The 18,295-nt window shown below is 75.6% G+C and carries 15 protein-coding genes; 8 read left to right on the plus strand and 7 right to left on the minus strand.

The annotated features are described in order from the left end of the window. Positions 1–60 precede the first annotated feature (60 nt). From ANAEK_RS08145 to ANAEK_RS08165, 5 genes are all read right to left on the minus strand, one after another. Entirely contained in the window at positions 61–1,056 is a 996-nt protein-coding gene (locus tag ANAEK_RS08145) for a tripartite tricarboxylate transporter substrate binding protein BugD (RefSeq protein WP_012525672.1), read from the minus strand. Next, positions 1,053–2,555, minus strand: coding sequence for a tripartite tricarboxylate transporter permease (locus ANAEK_RS08150; RefSeq protein WP_012525673.1), 1,503 nt, complete (start codon positions 2,553–2,555; stop codon positions 1,053–1,055). The genes ANAEK_RS08145 and ANAEK_RS08150 overlap by 4 nt, the downstream gene beginning before the upstream one ends. Before the next feature lie 6 nt (positions 2,556–2,561). After that, entirely contained in the window at positions 2,562–3,014 is a 453-nt protein-coding gene (locus ANAEK_RS08155; RefSeq protein ID WP_232288401.1) for a tripartite tricarboxylate transporter TctB family protein, read from the minus strand. 368 nt (positions 3,015–3,382) lie between these two features. Beyond that, entirely contained in the window at positions 3,383–3,655 is a 273-nt protein-coding gene (locus ANAEK_RS08160) for a DUF2277 domain-containing protein (protein WP_012525675.1), read from the minus strand. Positions 3,656–3,662: 7 nt separating this feature from the next. Next, positions 3,663–4,553, minus strand: a complete 891-nt coding sequence (locus ANAEK_RS08165; protein WP_232288402.1) for a hypothetical protein — start codon at positions 4,551–4,553, stop codon at positions 3,663–3,665. 130 nt (positions 4,554–4,683) lie between these two features. Here ANAEK_RS08165 and ANAEK_RS08170 point away from each other — a divergent pair, with 130 nt between their 5' ends. Beyond that, the gene (locus tag ANAEK_RS08170; protein WP_369735568.1) at positions 4,684–6,222 is read left to right on the plus strand and encodes a CoA-acylating methylmalonate-semialdehyde dehydrogenase; all 1,539 of its coding nucleotides are present in this window, start codon (positions 4,684–4,686) and stop codon (positions 6,220–6,222) included. Positions 6,223–6,246: 24 nt separating this feature from the next. Here ANAEK_RS08170 and ANAEK_RS08175 read toward each other — a convergent pair whose 3' ends face one another. Together ANAEK_RS08175 and ANAEK_RS08180 are read right to left on the minus strand one after the other, a co-directional pair. Further along, positions 6,247–6,669, minus strand: coding sequence for a DoxX family protein (locus tag ANAEK_RS08175; RefSeq protein WP_012525678.1), 423 nt, complete (start codon positions 6,667–6,669; stop codon positions 6,247–6,249). Positions 6,670–6,758: 89 nt separating this feature from the next. Further along, positions 6,759–7,547 (minus strand): MBL fold metallo-hydrolase, encoded by a 789-nt coding sequence (locus ANAEK_RS08180; RefSeq protein ID WP_012525679.1) that lies wholly within the window; start codon positions 7,545–7,547, stop codon positions 6,759–6,761. Positions 7,548–7,635: 88 nt separating this feature from the next. Between ANAEK_RS08180 and ANAEK_RS08185 the strand changes: the two genes are divergently transcribed. The 7 genes from ANAEK_RS08185 (at position 7,636) to ANAEK_RS08215 (ending at position 18,265) form a co-directional block, all read left to right on the plus strand. After that, complete coding sequence (locus ANAEK_RS08185; RefSeq protein ID WP_012525680.1) at positions 7,636–8,544, plus strand: LysR family transcriptional regulator; 909 nt, start codon at positions 7,636–7,638, stop codon at positions 8,542–8,544. A 96-nt stretch (positions 8,545–8,640) separates the two neighbouring features. Continuing rightward, positions 8,641–9,492: a hypothetical protein gene (locus tag ANAEK_RS08190; RefSeq protein ID WP_012525681.1), complete on the plus strand. Its 852-nt coding sequence runs from the start codon at positions 8,641–8,643 to the stop codon at positions 9,490–9,492. A 296-nt stretch (positions 9,493–9,788) separates the two neighbouring features. Beyond that, complete coding sequence (locus ANAEK_RS08195) at positions 9,789–11,072, plus strand: nitrogen regulation protein NR(II) (protein ID WP_232288403.1); 1,284 nt, start codon at positions 9,789–9,791, stop codon at positions 11,070–11,072. Next, complete coding sequence (locus ANAEK_RS08200; protein ID WP_012525683.1) at positions 11,047–12,438, plus strand: sigma-54 dependent transcriptional regulator; 1,392 nt, start codon at positions 11,047–11,049, stop codon at positions 12,436–12,438. Before ANAEK_RS08195 ends, ANAEK_RS08200 begins: the two co-directional genes overlap by 26 nt. Positions 12,439–12,614: 176 nt before the next feature. Continuing rightward, positions 12,615–13,937 carry a TolC family protein gene (locus ANAEK_RS08205; RefSeq protein WP_012525684.1) on the plus strand — a complete coding sequence of 441 codons (1,323 nt, stop codon included), beginning with the start codon at positions 12,615–12,617 and terminating at the stop codon, positions 13,935–13,937. A gap of 49 nt (positions 13,938–13,986) precedes the next feature. Next, a complete protein-coding gene (locus ANAEK_RS08210; protein WP_012525685.1) occupies positions 13,987–15,120 on the plus strand; it encodes an efflux RND transporter periplasmic adaptor subunit in 1,134 nt (377 codons plus the stop codon). A 1-nt stretch (position 15,121) separates the two neighbouring features. Then, entirely contained in the window at positions 15,122–18,265 is a 3,144-nt protein-coding gene (locus ANAEK_RS08215) for an efflux RND transporter permease subunit (protein ID WP_012525686.1), read from the plus strand. The last annotated feature ends 30 nt before the right edge of the window (positions 18,266–18,295 follow it).

Raw genomic sequence — 18,295 nt, forward strand, 5'->3', positions numbered from 1 at the left:
GCGGGGCGCTCCGGGCACCGCCCGCGCCGGCAGGGCGGGCGGGCGGTGCCGCGGTGCGGCTCACTTCGCGGCGCCGGTGGCCTTCAGCACCTGGTTCCAGCGCGCCACCTCGCTCTCGACCAGCTTCTGCAGCCCCTCCGGCGTGCGCGCGGCGGTGTTGGAGAGGTCGCCGCCCAGCTCGAGCAGCCGCTTGCGGGTGGCCGCGTCGTCGAGCGACGCGAGCAGCGCCTGGGAGAGCCGCTTCACCACCGCCGGCGGCGTCCCCTTCGGCGCGAACACCGCGTTCCACGCCGTCACCTGGAACTCCGGCAGCCCGCCTTCCTTCGTGGTGGGCACGTCGGGGAGCGCGGGCGAGCGCTCGGGGAGCGCCACCGCGTACGCCTTGATGGTGCCCGCCTGGATCTGCGGGACCAGGTTCACGATCTGGTCGCACATGTAATCCACCTGGCCGGCCACCAGGTCGTTCAGCGCCGGCCCGGTGCCGCGGTAGACCACGCGCGTCGGCTTCGCGCCGAGCAGCGAGTTGAACAGCGAGCAGGTGGTGAACGAGACCGAGCCGACGCCGGCGTGCGCCTCGTTCAGCTTCTCCGAGTCCGCCTTCACCTTGGCGACGAACTCCTTGAAGTCCTTGGCCGGGAAGTCCTTGCGCGCGACCACCACGATGGGCGTGCCGGCGGCGAGGCCGATGGGCGCGAAGTCCTTGCGCGGATCGTACTTCAGGTCCGGGTACACGGCCGGCGCGGCGCCGTGCGTGCCCATGTGGCCCATCATGATGGTGTAGCCGTCCGGCGCGGCCTGCGAGGCGCGCAGGATGCCGGTGGTGCCGCCGGCGCCGGCCACGTTCTCGATGACCACCTGCTGGCCGAGCGTGCGCGACATGTGCTCGGCCACGATCCGCGCCACCACGTCGGTGGGGCCGCCCGCGGCGAACGGGACGATCATGGTGATGGGGCGCTCCGGGTAGGCGGCGCGGGCCGGGGCCGCCGCGAGCGCGGCGGCCGCGAGGAGCGGGACGGCGAGCCGGGCGGCGGCTCGGTGCATGCGATTCGGGCTCATTCGACGAACACCTCCTTGCGGCGCGTGCGCACCGCGGGCAGCACTGCGAGGACCAGCACGACGAGGGCGAGCGCGAGGAAGGCCGCGCTGATGGGACGCTGCACGAACGCCGCGGCGCTGCCGCGCGAGATGGCGAGCGCGCGCCGCAGGTTCTCCTCCATGAGGCGGCCGAGCACGAACCCGAGCAGCAGCGGCGCGGTCTCGAGGTCGAGCCGCACGAACGCGTAGCCGGCGAGCGCGAACGCGGCCGTGAGGAGCACGTCGGCGGCGGAGTTGTTCACCGAGTAGATCCCGATGCAGGAGAAGACCAGGATCGCGGGGAACATGAGCCGGTAGGGCACCTTCAGGAACCGGACCCACACGCCCACCAGCGGCAGGTTGATGACGAGCAGCATCAGGTTCCCGATCCACATGCTGGCGATGACGCCCCAGAACAGCTGCGGGCTGCGCGTCATCACCAGCGGGCCGGGCACGATGCCGTGGATGGTCATGGCGCCGACCATGAGCGCCATCACCGCGTTGGGCGGGATGCCCAGCGAGAGCAGCGGGATGAAGGACGTCTGCGCGCCGGCGTTGTTGGCCGACTCCGGGCCGGCGACCCCCTCGATGGCGCCGCGGCCGAAGCGGCGCGGGTCGCGGGCGAGCCGCTTCTCCACCGTGTAGGACGCGAACGGCCCGAGCACCGCGCCGTTGCCGGGCAGGATCCCGAGGATCGCGCCGAGGAGGCTGCCGCGGACGATGGGCAGCGCCGAGCGCCGGAGGTCCTCGCCGCTCGGCAGCAGCCGCCCGATGGGCCGCCGCACCACGTCGCGCTGCTCGGTCAGGTCGAGGTTGCGCAGCACCTCGGCGAACCCGAACACGCCCATGGCCAGCACCGCGAAGTCGATCCCGTCGGCGAGCGGCGACCAGCCGAACGTCATGCGCTCGGCGCCGGTCTCGAGATCGGTGCCCACCGTGGAGAGCAGCAGGCCGAGCAGGATCATCACCAGCGCGCGCGGCACCGAGCCGCGCGCGAGCACCACGGCGAACGCCAGGCCCGCCAGCATGAGCGAGAAGTACTCGGCCGGCCCGAACAGGAGCGCCACGCGCGTGAGCGGCGCGGCGAGCGCGGCCACCACCAGCGTGGCGACGCACCCGGCGAAGAACGAGCCGATGGCGGCGATGCCGAGCGCGGCCCCGGCGCGCCCCTGCTTCGCCATCTCGTGCCCGTCGAGCGTGGTGACCACCGCGGTGACCTCGCCCGGGATGTTCACCAGGATGGCGGTGGTCGAGCCGCCGTACTGCGCGCCGTAGTAGATGCCGGCGAGCAGGATGATCGCGCCGGTGGGCTCCACGCCGTAGGTGATGGGCAGGAGCATGGTGATGGTGGCGATGGGGCCGACGCCGGGGAGCACGCCCACCAGCGTGCCGATGAGGCAGCCCACCAGCGCCAGCCCGAGGTTCTGGAGCGTGAACGCGACCGAGAAGCCGAGCGCGAGGTGCGAGAGCAGGTCGCCCATGCCGGCCTAGAGGCGGAACCCGGGGAGGATGAGCACCGGGATGGGCAGCCCGAGCGCGAAGCGGAACAGCCCGGCGCACGCGACGGTGGTCACCACCGCGAAGATGGCCAGCTCCTTCCAGCGCACCTCCGGCGAGGCCGCGCCGCCGAGCAGCATCACCAGCGGCCCCGCCAGCGCGAGCCCGACCGTGCGGATGGTGAGCGCGAACGCGATCACCGCGAGCGAGATGAACACCGGGCCGCGCAGCGACCAGCGGCCGATCGGCTCGCCGTCCTTCAGGAACGCGGCGGCGATCAGCGCCAGGCCGGCGAGGCCCAGGATGGCCGCGACGGCGCGGGGGAGCATGCCGGGGCCCATGGCGCGGAGCCGGCCCGGGTCCAGGTCGCCGGTCGCGAGCAGGGCCACCGCCGCGATGCCGGCGACCAGCACGCCGGCCGCGAGATCGCGCGGCGCGCGCACGTGCGGGCCTCGGCGGGCGGGAGCGGGGTGCCCCGTGTCCTCTTCCAAGCGGCCTCCGGTGCCGCGGCCCGAGGCGAGCGAAGGGCCGGACGGCGAGCAGGGGGTAAACGGATGGTTCGATGATGCTGAACGGCGCGGCCGGGCGCGCCGTCCCGCGTGGGTCCCGCGAACGCGCCACGGCCAGCGACGCAGCGGGTCATGGCGCGGCCGCGCCGGTCGGATCCGCAGGCCGGGGGCGGCGAGCAGGGCCACCCGGAAGGCGACCCGCAGGACGCCGCCCACCCGCTTCGGCACCGGCGGCCGCCGGGCTCGCCGGGCCGCGCCCGCGGGCGAGCCCGGCCCACTCCGCCCCGATCCGGGGGCGCGGATCACGGAGCGTGGAAGCGGCGCGCGGCGCGGGCGCGCGCCTTCTCGCGCTCGCCCTCGCGCGTGCGGACGGCGGTGCGGGCGTGCAGGGCGCCGAGGAGGCGGCGGGTGGACGCCGCCACCTCGTCCACCGCCCGTCCGAACGCCGCCGCGTCCGCGGCCGCGGGCTCCCGCACCCCGCTCACCTTGCGCACGTACTGCAGCGCGGCGTCGCGGATCTCGCCGTCGGTGGTGGGCGGGTCGAAGTTGTGGAGGACGCGGATGTTGCGGCACATGCCGCGGTCATAGGGCGCGGCCGCCGGCGCGGCCACCCCTGCGCGGGCGCGCGGGGAGGGCAGGGGCCGCGGCCTGCGCCCTGGCCCGGGCGGCCTCCGCGGCGGCGCTCGCCGCCTCGGCCTCGGCCCGGGCCGCCTGCATGGCGCGCTGCGCGCGCTCCACCGCCTGCGCCGCGCGGCGCAGGCGGTCGGCCGCCCGCTGGCGCGCGCGCTCCAGGCGGTCCGCCTCGGCCCGGGCGCGCCGCCGCTCGCGCTCGCGGCGCGCCGCCTCGGCCCGCGCGTGCTGCCCGGCGCGGTCCTGCTCGCGCGCACCCCGGGACCGCCCGCGAGGCGGCGGCTCCGGCGCGGCGCCCGCCTGCGGCGCGAGCCCGCCCAGCAGCTCCAGGCCGCCCGCCTCGGGCAGCCGCTCCAGCACGCCGGCCCGCAGCGCGGCCCGCTCGGCCGGCGCGGCGGTCGCTGCCGCCCGCAGCCCGCGCTCCACCGGCCCGGGCTGCGCCGCCGCGGCCCCGTGTCCCGCGGCGCCCGCGATGGCCCGGACCGCCCCGAGCGCCTCGGCGATCGCGTCGTGCAGCGCCGCGGCCGCCTCCCGCAGCGCGCCGCCGTCGCCGCGCACCGCGCGCGCCTGCGCCTGCCGGAGCCGGTCGCCCGCCTCGAGCACCGCCGCGAGCGCCTCGGGCCGCTCGCGGGCGAGGGCGTTCAGGAGCCAGGCCGCGAGCGGTGGGCGCCGAAGCCGGCGCACCCGGGCGGCCTCCGGGCTGCGCTCGCCGTCGAGCGTGCGCGCCAGCGCGTCGCGGCGGGCCACGAAGTCGGCGGGCGGCGCGGCGAACAGGGCGCGGACGCGCGGGTCGGGGCCCGCGGCGGCGTCGCTCGGTCGGGATCTGATGCGTCGGGAGGCCACGGCCGGCGCCACGGCGCCTGCGCCAAACGTGGGCCGACGACGTCGCGCGGGCACGGCCGCGGGACCCGGCGCCCCATCCGGCGGGCGGGGCGACGTTGAGCGCGCGAGCGAGCATCATTACCCGGGTGGCATGCGGCCCGACTCGCCGCCCTCGGAGGGACCTCCCGTGACCGCTCCCCTGCTCGACCTCTGGATCGCCGGCCGGCGCACCGCCCCGCGCAGCGCCCGCACCGGCGAGGTGTTCGACCCTGCCACGGGCGAGGTGGTCCGGCGCGTACCGCTCGCCGGCGCCGAGGACGTCGCCGCGGCGGTCGCGGCGGCGAAGGCGGCGTTCCCGGCGTGGCGCGACACGCCCCCGCTCCGGCGCGCCCGGGTGCTGGCGCGCTTCCGCGAGCTGCTCGAGGCGAACCGCGACGCGCTCGCGGCGCTGGTGTCGGAGGAGCACGGCAAGACGCTGGCGGACGCGGGCGGCTCGGTGCAGCGCGGCATCGAGGTGGTGGAGTTCGTGTGCGGCGCGCCCCACCTGCTGAAGGGCGAGCGCGCCGAGGACGTCGGGCGCGGCATCGACGTGCACTCCACGCTCCAGCCGCTCGGCGTCTGCGCCGGCATCACCCCGTTCAACTTCCCGGCGATGGTCCCGCTCTGGATGTTCCCGGTCGCGATCGCGTGCGGGAACGCGTTCGTGCTGAAGCCCTCGGAGAAGGTCCCCTCCACCAGCCTGCGGATGGCGGAGCTGTTCCACGAGGCGGGCCTGCCGGACGGCGTGCTGAACGTGGTGCCCGGGGACGCCGAGGCGGTGGACGCGCTCCTCGCCCACCCGGACGTGGCGGCGGTCTCGTTCGTGGGCTCGACGCCGGTGGCGCGCCACGTCTACGAGACCGCCGCGCGCCACGGCAAGCGCGTGCAGGCGCTCGGCGGCGCGAAGAACCACGCGGTGGTGCTGCCCGACGCCGACCTGGGCTTCGCCGCCGACGCGCTCGCGGGCGCGGCGTACGGCTCGGCGGGCGAGCGGTGCATGGCCATCTCGGCGGTGGTCGCCGTGGGCGAGGCGGCCGACCCGCTGGTGGAGGCGCTGGCGGAGCGCGCGCGGCGGCTGCCGGTCGGGCCCGGGACGGCGCCCGGCGTCGAGATGGGGCCGGTGATCACCGCGGCGCACCGCGACCGGATCCGCGGGTTCATCGACGCCGGCGTGCGCGAGGGCGCGCGGCTGGTGGTGGACGGGCGCGCGCGGGAGGTGCCGGGCGGCGGGCGCGGGTTCTTCGTGGGCCCGACGCTGTTCGACCGGGTGACCCCGGAGATGTCGATCCACCGCGAGGAGATCTTCGGGCCGGTGCTGGTGGTGCTGCGCGCCGCGAGCCTGGACGAGGCGCTCGCGCTCGTGAACCGCAACCCGTACGGCAACGGCACGGCGATCTTCACCCGCTCCGGGGCGGCCGCGCAGCGCTACGCGCGCGAGGTCGAGGTGGGGATGGTGGGCGTGAACGTGCCCATCCCCGTCCCCATGGCGTTCTTCTCGTTCGGCGGCTGGAAGGCCTCGCTGTTCGGCGACCTCCACGTGCACGGGCCGGAGGGGATCGCGTTCTACACGCGGAGCAAGGTCGTCACGAGCCGCTGGCCCGCCGGCGCCGGCGAGGCGCGCGGGCACTTCGCCATGCCGGCGCACGCGTGACCGCGTCGCGGCGGCGCGCGCGCCTCAGGGTGCGCCCTTCCCGCGCAGGCCGTCCAGGCTGAACCGGCCGGGTCCGGCGGCGGCGAGGTACAGGAAGACGAAGGCGAACAGCGCCGCCGGCGTGCCCTGGTTCAGGACCGGCCAGAAGCCCTGGGGCGCGTGCCCGATGAAGTACGCGACCGCCATCTCGCCGGAGAGCAGGAACGCGACCGGCCGCGAGAACAGGCCGACGAGCAGGAGCGCCCCGCCGACCGCCTCGAGGGCGCCCGCGATCCCGGGCAGCGACGCCAGCGGCGCGGTGCCGCCACCCGGCATGACGGCGCCGGGGAACGCGAACAGCTTCGCGGTGCCGAACTGCATGAACAGGAACGCGGCGACGATCCTGAGGACGCCGAGCAGGTGCGGCGCCCACGAGCGCGCGCGCGGCGCGAGATCCGGGTAGTCCATGGCTGCCTCCTCGAGGCGAGAACTAGCCGCCGGGCGCGCGCCGTTCCGTGAAATCGACCGCCGGGTGCGCGCCCCCGGCGTCGCGCCGGTCAGGCCTCCCGTGGCGGCAGCGGGAGCTCGGCCGTGCCCCCCCGCGCCAGCGGCACGAGGCGCGCCTGCTGCCCCAGCGCCGCGAACGAGCGCTCCAGGTCGGAGGCGGACTCGGTGAAGTGCGCCCAGCCCTCGTTGTGCACCGCCACCAGCGCCGCGCCGGGGAACGCGCGCGCGGTCTCGAGCGCGTCGTTGACGCTCATGGTGAGGTGGAAGGGGCCCCGGGTGCGGGCCGCGCCGGTGAACATGAGCACCACCGCCGGCCGGAAGCGGCGCGCCACCTCCGCCACGCCCTCGTAGAACACCGTGTCGCCGGTCACGTAGACGAGGTCGCGCCCCTCCGGCTCGCTCACCACGAAGCCGGTCACCTCGCCCGAGAGCGGCTCGATGCCGGGCGGGCCGTGGCGCGCCGGCGTGGCGGTCACGAGCAGCGCGGCGGGGCCGGCGGCGAGCAGGCGCCGCTCCCACGGCGCCAGGCCCTCGGCGCCCGGCAGCCGGCCCGCGGCCTCGCGGGTGGTGAGGACCCGGCGGGCGCCGCGCAGGAACGCCCGCCCGGCCGGATCGAGGTTGTCGGCGTGCTGGTCGTGGCTGAGCAGCACCGCGTCCACCGCGCCCACCGCGTCGGCGGCGAGCGCGGGGCCGGTGCGCTTGGTGAGCGTGACGGCGCCGCCCGACGACGGATAGCTGCCGGGCGCGTCGAACGTGGGATCCGTGACGAGGCGCAGGCCGCCCACCTCGAGGAGCACGGTGGGGCCGCCCACCAGCGTGATGCGAGCCGTCCGGGACATGAGGACCTCCGGGGCGGGCTCCGGGGATCGGAGGGGCCGCGCCGCACGCCGGAACCTGCCCCGCCGGCGCCTGTGCGACAATGCGCAGATGCGCACCATCGCCGATCGACATCGCACAGCCACGCTCGACTGGGAGGACGTCCGCTGCTTCGCGGCGCTGGCCCGGGCGGGCAGCCTCTCCGGCGCGGGCCGCGCGCTCGGCGTGAACCACGCCACGGTGGCGCGGCGGGTGGCCGCGCTGGAGCGGGCCCTCGGGCGGCGGCTGCTGGAGCGGCGCCCCGACGGCGTCCGCCTGACCGCCGCCGGCGCGGCCGCGCTGGAGCGCGCCCGGGACATGGAGCGGGCGGCCGCCTCGCTCGCGGCGGCCCCCGGGGCGGCGGAGGCGGCCGCGGTGGTCCGCGTCACCGCCACCCGACCCGTGATCGACGCGTTCCTCCTGCCCCGGCTCGCCCGCGTCGAGGAGCGCCTGCGCGGCTGCGAGCTGGAGCTCATCGGCGAGTCGCGCGCGCTCAGCCTCGCGCGCCACGAGGCCGACCTCGCCGTCCGGCTCGGCTCGCCGCGCGGCGAGGACCTGGTGGGCCGCCGCATCGCGACGTTCGCGTACGGCCTCTACGCCGCGCCGGCCGTGGCCCGCGCCCTCGCCGGCGGCGCGCGGCCGCGCTGGATCGGCTTCGACGAGGGGAGCGCGCACCTGCCGGAGGCGGTGTGGCTCGCCGAGGCGCACCCGGAGGAGCGGCCGTCCTTTCGCACCAACGGCTTCGGCTCGCAGCAGCTGGCCGCGCGCGCGGGCCTGGGGCTCGCGCTGCTGCCCTGCTACATGGGGGACCCCGACCCCGCGCTGCGACGGGTCGAGGGGCCGGTCCCGCCGCCGCGGCCGGTGTGGCTGCTGCGCCGCGCCACGTCGCGCGGCGATCCGGCCATCGGGGCGGTGGCGGCGGCGCTCACGCGCCTGTTCACCGGGGCGCGGGCGCTGTTCGCCGGTGACGCCACCCGGTGAGGCGGCGCCCGGAGGATCCCGGGCGCCGGGCCGGCCCGCCGGTCGTCACCCGCGCCGGCGGAGCGCGTCCGCGCGCCGGGCGGCTACAATCCCCGCATGCGCGAGCGCCCCGGCGCCCGGGAGCTGGAGGCGGCCGCCGCGGCCCGGCCCCCGCCGGCGGGCCGCGCGCGCGCCCCCGCCTCGGAGCCGCTCGCGATGCTGGTCCGCCGCGGCCTCGACCCGCGGCTGTCCCGCCCCGACCTGCCGTTCGACCCCGCCCTGCCGGCGCCCGCGCTCGACGCCATCGCCGCGCGGCTCGGGCACTACGCGTTCCGGCTGTTCCTGCGCGGCGCCATCCTCGCGCCGGCCGGCTTCCTGCCGTCGGAGGCCACCCGCTACGTGGACGCGGCCCGCGCCCGCGCCATGGCCGAGGACTGCGTGGCGCTCGGCCTGGCCGAGCGGCGCCCGCGCGGACGCTACCGCCTGCTGCGGCGGGCGCGGTCGTTCGGCGGGACGCTGGAGTGGTGGGTGGCGCGCGAGCTGTCCTCGCGGCTGGGCCTCCAGGTGGCGACCGGCGTGCGGAGCGGCGCGCCCGGCGTCGGCGGGGACCTCGACGTCGTCGCCGCCGCGGAGGGCAGGCTCGTCTACCTCGAGCTGAAGTCCGGGCCGCCCAAGCACCTCATGGCCGCCGAGGCCGACGCGTTCGTGCGGCGGCTGCGCGCGCTCCGGCCCGACGTCGCCCTGTTCGCGATCGACACCGCGCTCCGCCTCGGCGACAAGGTCCTGCCGCTGCTCGGCCGCGCGCTGGTCGGCCCCGGCGGCGCGGCGCCCGAGCCGCGGCGGGTGGTGCGCGACACCTGGGCCCTCGGACCGCATCTGTACGTCGCCAGCGCGAAGGAGGACCTCATCGAGAACCTGTCCCGCGCGCTCGCGGAGGGGCTGCGCGCGCTCGCGCCGGCTCCGCCGTGAGCCCGCCGGAGCACGCGGGTCGGGAGGCGGCGACCGATCGTGCGGGCGGCCCGCCGGGCGTCGCCGGGGCGACGGGACCTGCTCAAGGTTTGAGCAGGTTGTTGGAGTTCTGCGCGGCGCGGCGGAAACGGCCGTTGGTCACGTTCCGGGGCGAGCGCGTGCGTTCAGGGCCGGGTTAATCGAGCCGGGCCATGGTCAGAGTCCTCTCCGCCGGCCCGGAACTTGCCTTTCGCTCCGGAGACGTGGTCGCCCCTCCGCGCACACACCCGCTGGTCGCCTCCGCGCCGCCCTGTCCGATGACGGCGGCGGCGCCGTCGCGGGAGCGCGCCGACCGGTGGCCGCGCCGGGAGGATCTGTTCGCGATCGCCTACTACCTCGCGGCGGCGGGGGTGCTCGCGTGGGCGGGCTACGCGCCCTGGAGGATCGGCGTGGTGCTGGCGGGCGGCGCCCTGCAGCAGGTCGGCGTGCGCGGCTGCCGGCGGGGCGACGCCAGCCGGTGCGTCAACGCGACCTTCGACCGGATCGCCCTCTACGTCGTCCTGGGACAGGCGTCGTTCTTCCTGACGACCGCGCTCGCGGCGGCGGTGACCGGCGGCGAGCAGAGCCCGCTCATCCTGCCGTTCCTCGGGTCCTACTTCGTGGCGGTCTCGGTGGTGGGCGACCGCGTGGCCACGCGCGGGCTGCTCGCCGCGACGGCGCTCGGCGGCGCCGTGCTGGCGCTCCTGCCGGACGCGGTCGCCGGTCCGGAACTGCCCGCGCTCCAGCGCGGCGTGCTCACGGTGGTGAGCGTGCTCGGCGTCGGCGCGCTGCTCGCGCCGGCGCACGCGGAGACGCGGCGCAAGCGCGACCAGGTGGCCCGCGCCCGCGCCGAGATGGTCTCCGACGCGCTCAGCCGGGCGCAGGGGCTGGAGCAGGTCGGGGCCAAGGTGGCGCACGAGCTGAAGAACCCGCTCACCGGCGTGAAGGCGCTCGTCCAGCTCGGGCTGCGCAGCCCGGCGGAGGCGGCCTCGCACGAGCGGCTCGAGGTGGTGGACCGCGAGGTCACGCGGATGCAGGAGATCATCCAGAACTACCTCTCGTTCAACCGGCCGCTCCAGTCGGTCAACCCGCGCCAGGTGGCGCTCGGGCCGCTCGTCTCCGACACGCTGCTGGTCCTCTCCGCCCGCGCCGACGAGGCCCGGGTGCGGCTCTACGCGCGCGGCGACGCGTCGCTCGAGGCGGACCCGCGCCGCCTGAAGGAGGCGCTGCTGAACCTGGTGGCGAACGCGATCGAGGCCACGCCGGCCGGCGGCGAGGTGGTGGTGGAGGCGCGCGAGCTGTCCGGGGAGGACATCGAGCTGGTGGTGCGGGACACCGGGCGCGGGATGCCGCCGGAGACGCTCCGGCGCATCGGCACCCCGTTCTTCACCACCCGCGACGACGGCACCGGGCTGGGCGTGGTGCTGGCGCGGGCGGTGATCGTGCAGCACGGTGGTACCCTGCGCTACGAGAGCGAGCCGGGGAGCGGGACGAAGGTGCTCGTCACGTTGCCGCGCGCCGCGAAGAGGAGCGGGGATGTCGCGCGTGCTGCTGGTGGATGACGAGCCGTCGGTCCGCGCCGCGCTCAAGGAGCTGGTGCAGGGCCGCGGCTGGGAGCCGGTGCTCGCGTGCTCGGCCTCGGAGGCGCTGGAGCAGCTCGAGCGCGCCGACGTGCTGGTGACCGACTTCTCCATGCCGGAGATGGACGGCCTCGCGCTGCTCCAGGCGGTGCGCGAGCGCGACGAGTGGCTGCCGGTCATCCTGCTCACCGCGCACGGCTCGGAGCGCCTGGCGGTGCGCGCCATGAAGGCGGGCGCGTACGAGTACGTGCCGAAGCCGTTCGACGTGGACGAGCTGGCGCTGGCCATCGGCCGCGCGCTGGAGGCGCGGATCCTGCGCCAGCGCAACCGCCAGCTCACGGTGGAGCACGCCATCGGGCGGCGGCTGGTGTTCGAGTCCGCCAACATGCGCCAGGTGCTGGCCGCCACCGCGCGGGTGGCGGCGCGCGAGATCACCGTGCTGGTGCGCGGCGAGACCGGCACCGGCAAGGAGCTCGTCGGGACGCTGCTGCACGCGCTCAGCAAGCGCGCCGCCGGGCCGCTCGTCCGGTTCAACTGCAGCGCCATCCCGGCCGACCTGGCGGAGGCGGAGCTGTTCGGCCACGTGCGCGGCGCGTTCACCGGCGCGGTGCAGGCGCGCCCCGGGTTCTTCGCGCAGGCCGACGGCGGGACGCTGGTGCTGGACGAGATCGGCGAGCTGCCGCTCGGGATCCAGGCGAAGCTGCTCCGGGCGCTGCAGGAGGGCGAGATCCAGCCGGTCGGCTCGGGCCGGGTGGAGCGGGTGGACGTGCGGATCGTCGCGTGCACGCACCGCGACCTGCGCGCCGACGTGCAGGCGGGGCGGTTCCGCGAGGACCTGTACTACCGGCTGGCGGTGGTGGAGCTGACCGTCCCGCCGCTCCGGGATCGCCGCGAGGACATCCCGGCGCTGGCCCACGAGTTCGCGCTGCGCTACGCCGAGCGCTTCGGGTCGGAGGACGTGCGGCTCGCGCCGGCCCTGATCGAGCGGCTGGTCGAGGCGGACTGGCCCGGCAACGTGCGGCAGCTCGAGAACGTGGTGGCGCGGATGGTGGCCCTGAGCGGCGGGGGCGAGATCGGCCCCGACGCGTTCGAGGCGACCAGCGTCCCGGCGGACCGGCCGGCCGCCATCGCCCGGGGCGGCGAGGAGACGCGCACGCTCCGCGAGCAGCTCGACGAGCTGGAGCGCGCCGTCATCGCGCGCACCATGGCCGCCGTCCGCGGGAACCAGTCCGAGGCGGCGCGGCGGCTGGGCATCAGCCGGAACACGCTCACCGAGCGGCTGCGGCGCTACGAGCTCGTCGCCGACGCCGGCGAGGGCGCTGCGGCGACCGCCGGCGCCGTCCGCTGAGCGCCGGATCGCGCCCGCGTACCCGAACGCGGTGCTCAACGGTTGAGCGGCCCCGTCGGACCTCGGTACGGCGGCGCGGGGGCGCTGCGCCCGGGCACGCGCGGATCCCGCGGAGTCCTTGCGTTTCGCGCGTGGCGTGAGCGCTGGCGCGACCGGTGCAAGGTCGCCGGCGAACCATGTCGAGCCTCCATCTTCGAATCCTCAAGTTCGGTCTCGCGGCGGCGGTCCTCACGCTCGCCGGGCGGGCGAGCGCGCTGCAGCCGCTCGAGTCCTTCCTGCGCGGCGCGCGCGACGCCAGCCCCGACAACGCCGAGGCGCGCGCGGCCCGCGCGCAGGCGTCGGCCGGCACGCAGGCGGCCCTGGGCCGGGCGCTGCCCGGCGTGTCGCTGCTCGGGACGTACACCCGCAACCAGTACGAGACCCGCATCCAGAGCGCGACCGGGCCGGTGGTCCTCACGCCGCGCGACCAGCTCGACGGCTACGCGACCGTCCACGTGCCGCTGGTCGACCTCGCCACCTTCGCGCGCATCGGCGCGGCGCGCGCCGCCTCCGGCGCCGCCGCCGAGCAGCAGGACGCCACCGAGCTGCGCGTGCAGTCGCTCGTGTCGCGCGAGTACCACCAGCTCGTGGCCAGCCGGGCGCTGGTCGAGGCCTCGCGGCGCGCGCTGGACGTCTCCCGGGCCGGCCTGCGGATCGCGGAGGCGCGGCACGGGGCGGGCTCCACGGCGCTGCTCGACGTGGACCGGGCCCGCGCCGAGGTGGAGCGCAACGTCCAGCAGGTCGCGACCGCCGAGCTGCAGGTGTCGCTCGCCGCGCGCGCGCTCCGGTCGCTGAGCGGGATGGAGCCCGAGCTGGAGGGGGAGGTCGCGCTCGGCGACGACCTGCACGAGGAGGCGCCCATCGAGTCGTTCCAGGCGCGCGACGAGGACGTCCCGGCCATCGCGGCGGCGGTGCGCGCGCGCGTGGCCGAGGAGCGGGAGGCCTGGGCGCGGCGGCTGGTGCTGGTGCCGAGCCTCTCCGCGAGCGCCACCGAGCACGCGACGGACTACACCGGCCTGGCCGGGCACGAGCGGACCTGGCAGGCCGTCGTGTCGCTGAGCTGGTCGTTCGACCTCACCACGCTCGCGAACATGCGCGCCCAGGACGCCGTCGCGGACGGCGCCCGGGCGCGCGAGGAGCGGGCGCGGCTCGCGGCGCACGACGACGTCCACAGCGCGTGGATGACCGTCCGCACCGACATCGCGCGCAGCCGGTCGGCGCGCGTGCAGGCGGAGGTGAGCCAGCGCGCCGCCGGCCTGGCGCTGGAGCGCTACCAGGCGGGCGCGGCCGACCAGCTCGACCTGCTCCAGGCGCAGCGCGACGCGTTCAACGCCGCCGCCGCCCGCATCCAGGCGGACGCCGAGGTGTCCGACGCGCGGGCGCAGCTCCGGCTCGCGGCCGGCCGGAACCTCCTCGACGCGCGGGAGCCCCCGCGGGACTCCCCGCGGGCCTCCCCATGACCGGGCGTCACGCCCAGACCTTCACACTCGTCTTCCAGCAGGAGCGCACATGAAGAGCAAGAAGCAGTGGGCAGTGTTCGCGGTGGGCCTGGTGGTGGTGCTCGCCATCCTGGTCGGGGTCAAGGCCGGGCAGATCGTCACCATGGTGCGCGCCGGCGAGGCGTTCGTGCCGCCCCCGGAGTCGGTCACGTCGGCGAAGGTCGAGGCGACCGAGTGGGAGGCCACCCGGGCCGCGGTCGGCTCGCTGGTGGCGGTGCAGGGCGTGACGCTCGCGGCCGAGCTGCCCGGCACCGTGCGGCAGATCGCGTTCGAGTCGGGGAGCAACGTGCGCCGCGGCCAGGTGCTGGTCCGGTTCGACACCTCGGCCGAGGAGGCGCAGCTCGCCGCGGCCACCGCCGACGCGGCGCTCGCGAAGGTCAACCTGGAGCGCGCCCAGCGGCTGCGGCAGGGCGAGGCGAACGCGCAGGCGGACCTGGACGCGGCCGACGCCAAGGCGAAGCAGGCCGACGCGACCGTCCGCAACCTCCAGGCGATCATCGCCAAGAAGACCATCCGCGCGCCGTTCGACGGCCGCATCTCCATCCGCCAGGTGGAGCTCGGCCAGGTGGTGTCGCCGGGCAGCCCCATCGCGTCGCTGCAGTCGGTGACGCCCATCCACGCGGACTTCTGGCTGCCGCAGCAGGCGCTGGTGGACCTCGCGGCGGGGCAGAAGGTGCGCCTGCGGACGGACACGTTCCCGCGCGCCGACTGGACCGGCGAGATCACCACCGTGAACCCCGAGGTGGACCCGGTCACCCGCAACGTGCGGGTGCGCGCCACCTTCCCGAACAAGGACGGGCGGCTCCGCCCCGGCATGTTCGTGAACGTGGCAGTGCTGTCGGCGGACAAGCACAAGGTCCTCACCATCCCCGCCACCGCGGTGATGTTCGCCCCCTACGGCGACTCGGTCTACGTGATCGAGCAGAAGAAGGACGCGAACGGCAAGCCGACGCTGGTGGCCCGCCAGCAGTTCGTCCGTACCGGCGAGCGGCGCGGCGACCTGGTGGCGGTGCTCGACGGCCTGAAGGGCGGGGAGACCGTGGTCAGCAGCGGCGTCTTCAAGCTGCGCAACGGCGCCGCGGTGGCGGTGAACGACTCGCTGGCGCCGCGCGCGCAGCTCGCGCCGAAGCCGACGGAGAACTGAGATGAAGCTCACCGACCTGTTCGTCCGGCGCCCGGTCATCGCGGTCGTCGTCAACCTCGTCATCGTCATCGCGGGCCTGCAGGCCATCCGCACGCTGAACGTGCGGCAGTACCCGCGCAGCGAGAACGCGCAGATCACCGTCACCACCACCTACGTGGGCGCGAACGCCGAGCTGGTGCGCGGCTTCATCACCACGCCGCTCGAGCGCGTCATCGCCTCCGCGGACGGCATCGACTACCTGGAGTCGGAGAGCAAGCAGAACGTCTCCATCATCCGGGCGCGCCTGCGGCTGAACTACGACTCGAACCGCGCCCTGGCGGAGATCGGCTCCAAGATCGACCAGGTGCGCGGCGACCTGCCGCCCGAGGCGGAGGTGCCGGTGGTCGGCATCGAGACCGCCGACAGCCAGTTCGCCTCCGCGTACCTGAGCTTCTCGTCCAAGTTCCTGAAGCAGAACGAGATCACCGACTACCTGGTCCGCGTGGTGCAGCCGCGCCTCTCCTCGATCGAGGGCGTGCAGCGGGCCGACATCCTGGGCGCCCGCACCTTCGCGATGCGCGTCTGGCTGCGGCCGGACCGGATGGCCGCGCTCAACGTCAGCCCGGCGCAGGTGCGCGAGGCGCTCGCCCGCAACAACTACCAGGCGGCGGTCGGGCAGACGAAGGGCTCGCTGGTCCAGGTGAACCTCACCGCCAACACCGACCTCCGCTCGGTGCGCGAGTTCCAGCAGCTGGTGGTGCGCGAGCGCGACGGCGCCATCGTCCGCCTCGGCGACGTGGCCGACGTGGCGCTGGGGGCGGAGGACTACGACGCCGAGGTGAACTTCACCGGCGAGACCGCGGTGTTCGTCGGCATCTGGGCGCTGCCCGACGCGAACTCGCTCGACGTGATCAAGCGCGTGCGCGCCGAGATGGGCGCGATGCAGACGCAGATCCCCGAGCAGATCAAGGCGGTGGTGGCGTACGACGCGACCGCCTACATCCAGGACGCCATCAAGGACGTCGAGCACACGCTGGCCGAGACGCTGGTCATCGTGGTGATCGTCATCTTCCTGTTCCTCGGCTCGCTCCGCTCGGTGCTGGTGCCGGTGGTGGCCATCCCGGTGTCGCTGGTCGGCGCGGTGTTCCTGATGCAGGCGTTCGGGTTCACCCTGAACCTGCTCACGCTGCTCGCGATCGTGCTCTCGGTCGGCCTGGTGGTGGACGACGCCATCGTGGTGGTCGAGAACGTGGAGCGCCACCTGCGCGAGGGGAAGACGCGGATGGAGGCGGCGCTGGCCGGCGTCCGGGAGCTGGTCGGCCCGGTGATCGCCATGACCATCACGCTCGCGGCGGTGTACACGCCCATCGCGTTCCAGGGCGGCCTGACCGGCTCGCTGTTCCGCGAGTTCGCGCTCACGCTCGCCGGCGCGGTGACCATCTCCGGCGTGGTCGCGCTCACGCTCTCGCCCATGATGTCCGCGCACCTGCTGCGCGAGGGCGGGGAGGCGAAGGGCCTGGCCCGCCTGCTGGAGCGCGGCTTCGAGCGGGTGCGGGACGTCTACGCGCGCCACCTGGAGAAGTCGCTCCAGGCGCGCGGCGCCATCTACGCCGCCTGGGTCGCCATCATCCTGCTGGTCGGGGCCATGTTCACCATGGCGCCCCGAGAGCTCGCGCCCACCGAGGACCAGGGCGTGGTGATGGGGATCGTGAACACCCCGTCGAACTCCACCCTCGAGCAGCTCGTGCCGAACACCAAGGCCGTGAACCGCTCGCTGATGGAGATGCCGGAGGCCGGGTTCACGTTCCAGATCACGCAGCCCACCGGCGGCTTCTGGGGCGTCGGCCTGAAGCCCTGGACCGAGCGCAGCCGGACCGCGGCCGAGGTGCTGCACGAGGTGCAGGGGCGCCTCGCGGTCATCCCCGGCATCCAGACGTTCGCGATCCTCCCCCCGGCGCTGCCCGGCGGCGGCAACTTCCCGGTGGAGATCGTCCTCGCCTCCACCGCCGACACCCAGGAGATCCTCGGGTTCGCGCAGCAGCTCCAGGAGAAGGCGGCCAAGAGCGGCATCTTCGCGTTCCCGCCGCTCATCGACGTCAAGATCGACCAGCCGTCCTCGGAGATCGAGCTGGACCGCGAGAAGGTGGCGGAGCTCGGCCTCGACCTGCGGACCGTCGGCCAGGACCTGGGCTCCGCGGTGGGCGGGAACTACGTGAACCGCTTCAACGTGGGCGGCCGCAGCTACAAGGTGATCCCGCAGCTGCTGCGCTCGGAGCGGCTCAACCCCGAGCAGCTCGAGGACATCCACGTCACCGGGCCGGACGGGCGGCTCATCCCGCTCGCGTCCATCGCCCGGATCCGCGACCAGGTGACGCCGCGCTCGCTGAACCGCTTCCAGCAGCTGAACGCGGTGAAGCTGAGCGGCGTCGCCATCCGCCCGCTCGACGAGGCGCTGACGTACCTGGAGGACGAGGCCGGGAAGATCCTGCCCGCCGGGTACGTGATCGACTACACCGGCGAGTCGCGCCAGCTCCGCACCGAGGGGAACAAGTTCCTCCCCGCGTTCCTGCTGGCCATCGTGCTCATCTTCCTGGTGCTGGCCGCCCAGTTCAACAGCTTCCGGGACCCGCTCGTGATCCTGGCCGGCTCGGTGCCGCTCGGCATGTTCGGCGCGCTCGCGCTGGTGTTCCTGAAGATGCCGAACCCGCAGATGCCGTTCTTCACCGACGGCTGGACCACCACGCTCAACGTCTACTCGCAGGTGGGCCTGGTGACGCTGGTCGGCCTGGTCGCGAAGAACGGCATCCTCATCGTCGAGTTCGCGAACAAGCTCCAGGAGCAGGGGCTGTCGAAGGTGGAGGCGGTGCGGCAGGCGGCGGTCACGCGCCTGCGGCCCATCCTCATGACCACCTTCGCCACCGTGTTCGGGCACCTGCCGCTCACCTACGTGACCGGCCCCGGCGCCCACGCCCGCAACAGCATCGGCCTGGTGCTGGTCGCGGGCATGACGGTGGGCACCGCGTTCACGCTGCTCTTCCTCCCGTCGATCTACGTGCTGATCGCGCGCGACCACCGGAAGGAGGCGCTCGCGGCGCGGCCGGTGGGGCTGGAGGCGCCGGTGAACGTGCCGCTCCACCCGCAGCTCCCCTCGGGCACCGAGCCGTGAGGGCACGATCGATTCACGCGCCCTGAGGCG

This window comes from Anaeromyxobacter sp. K, from assembly GCF_000020805.1.
In the GTDB taxonomy this organism is placed as follows: Bacteria; Myxococcota; Myxococcia; order Myxococcales; family Anaeromyxobacteraceae; genus Anaeromyxobacter; species Anaeromyxobacter dehalogenans.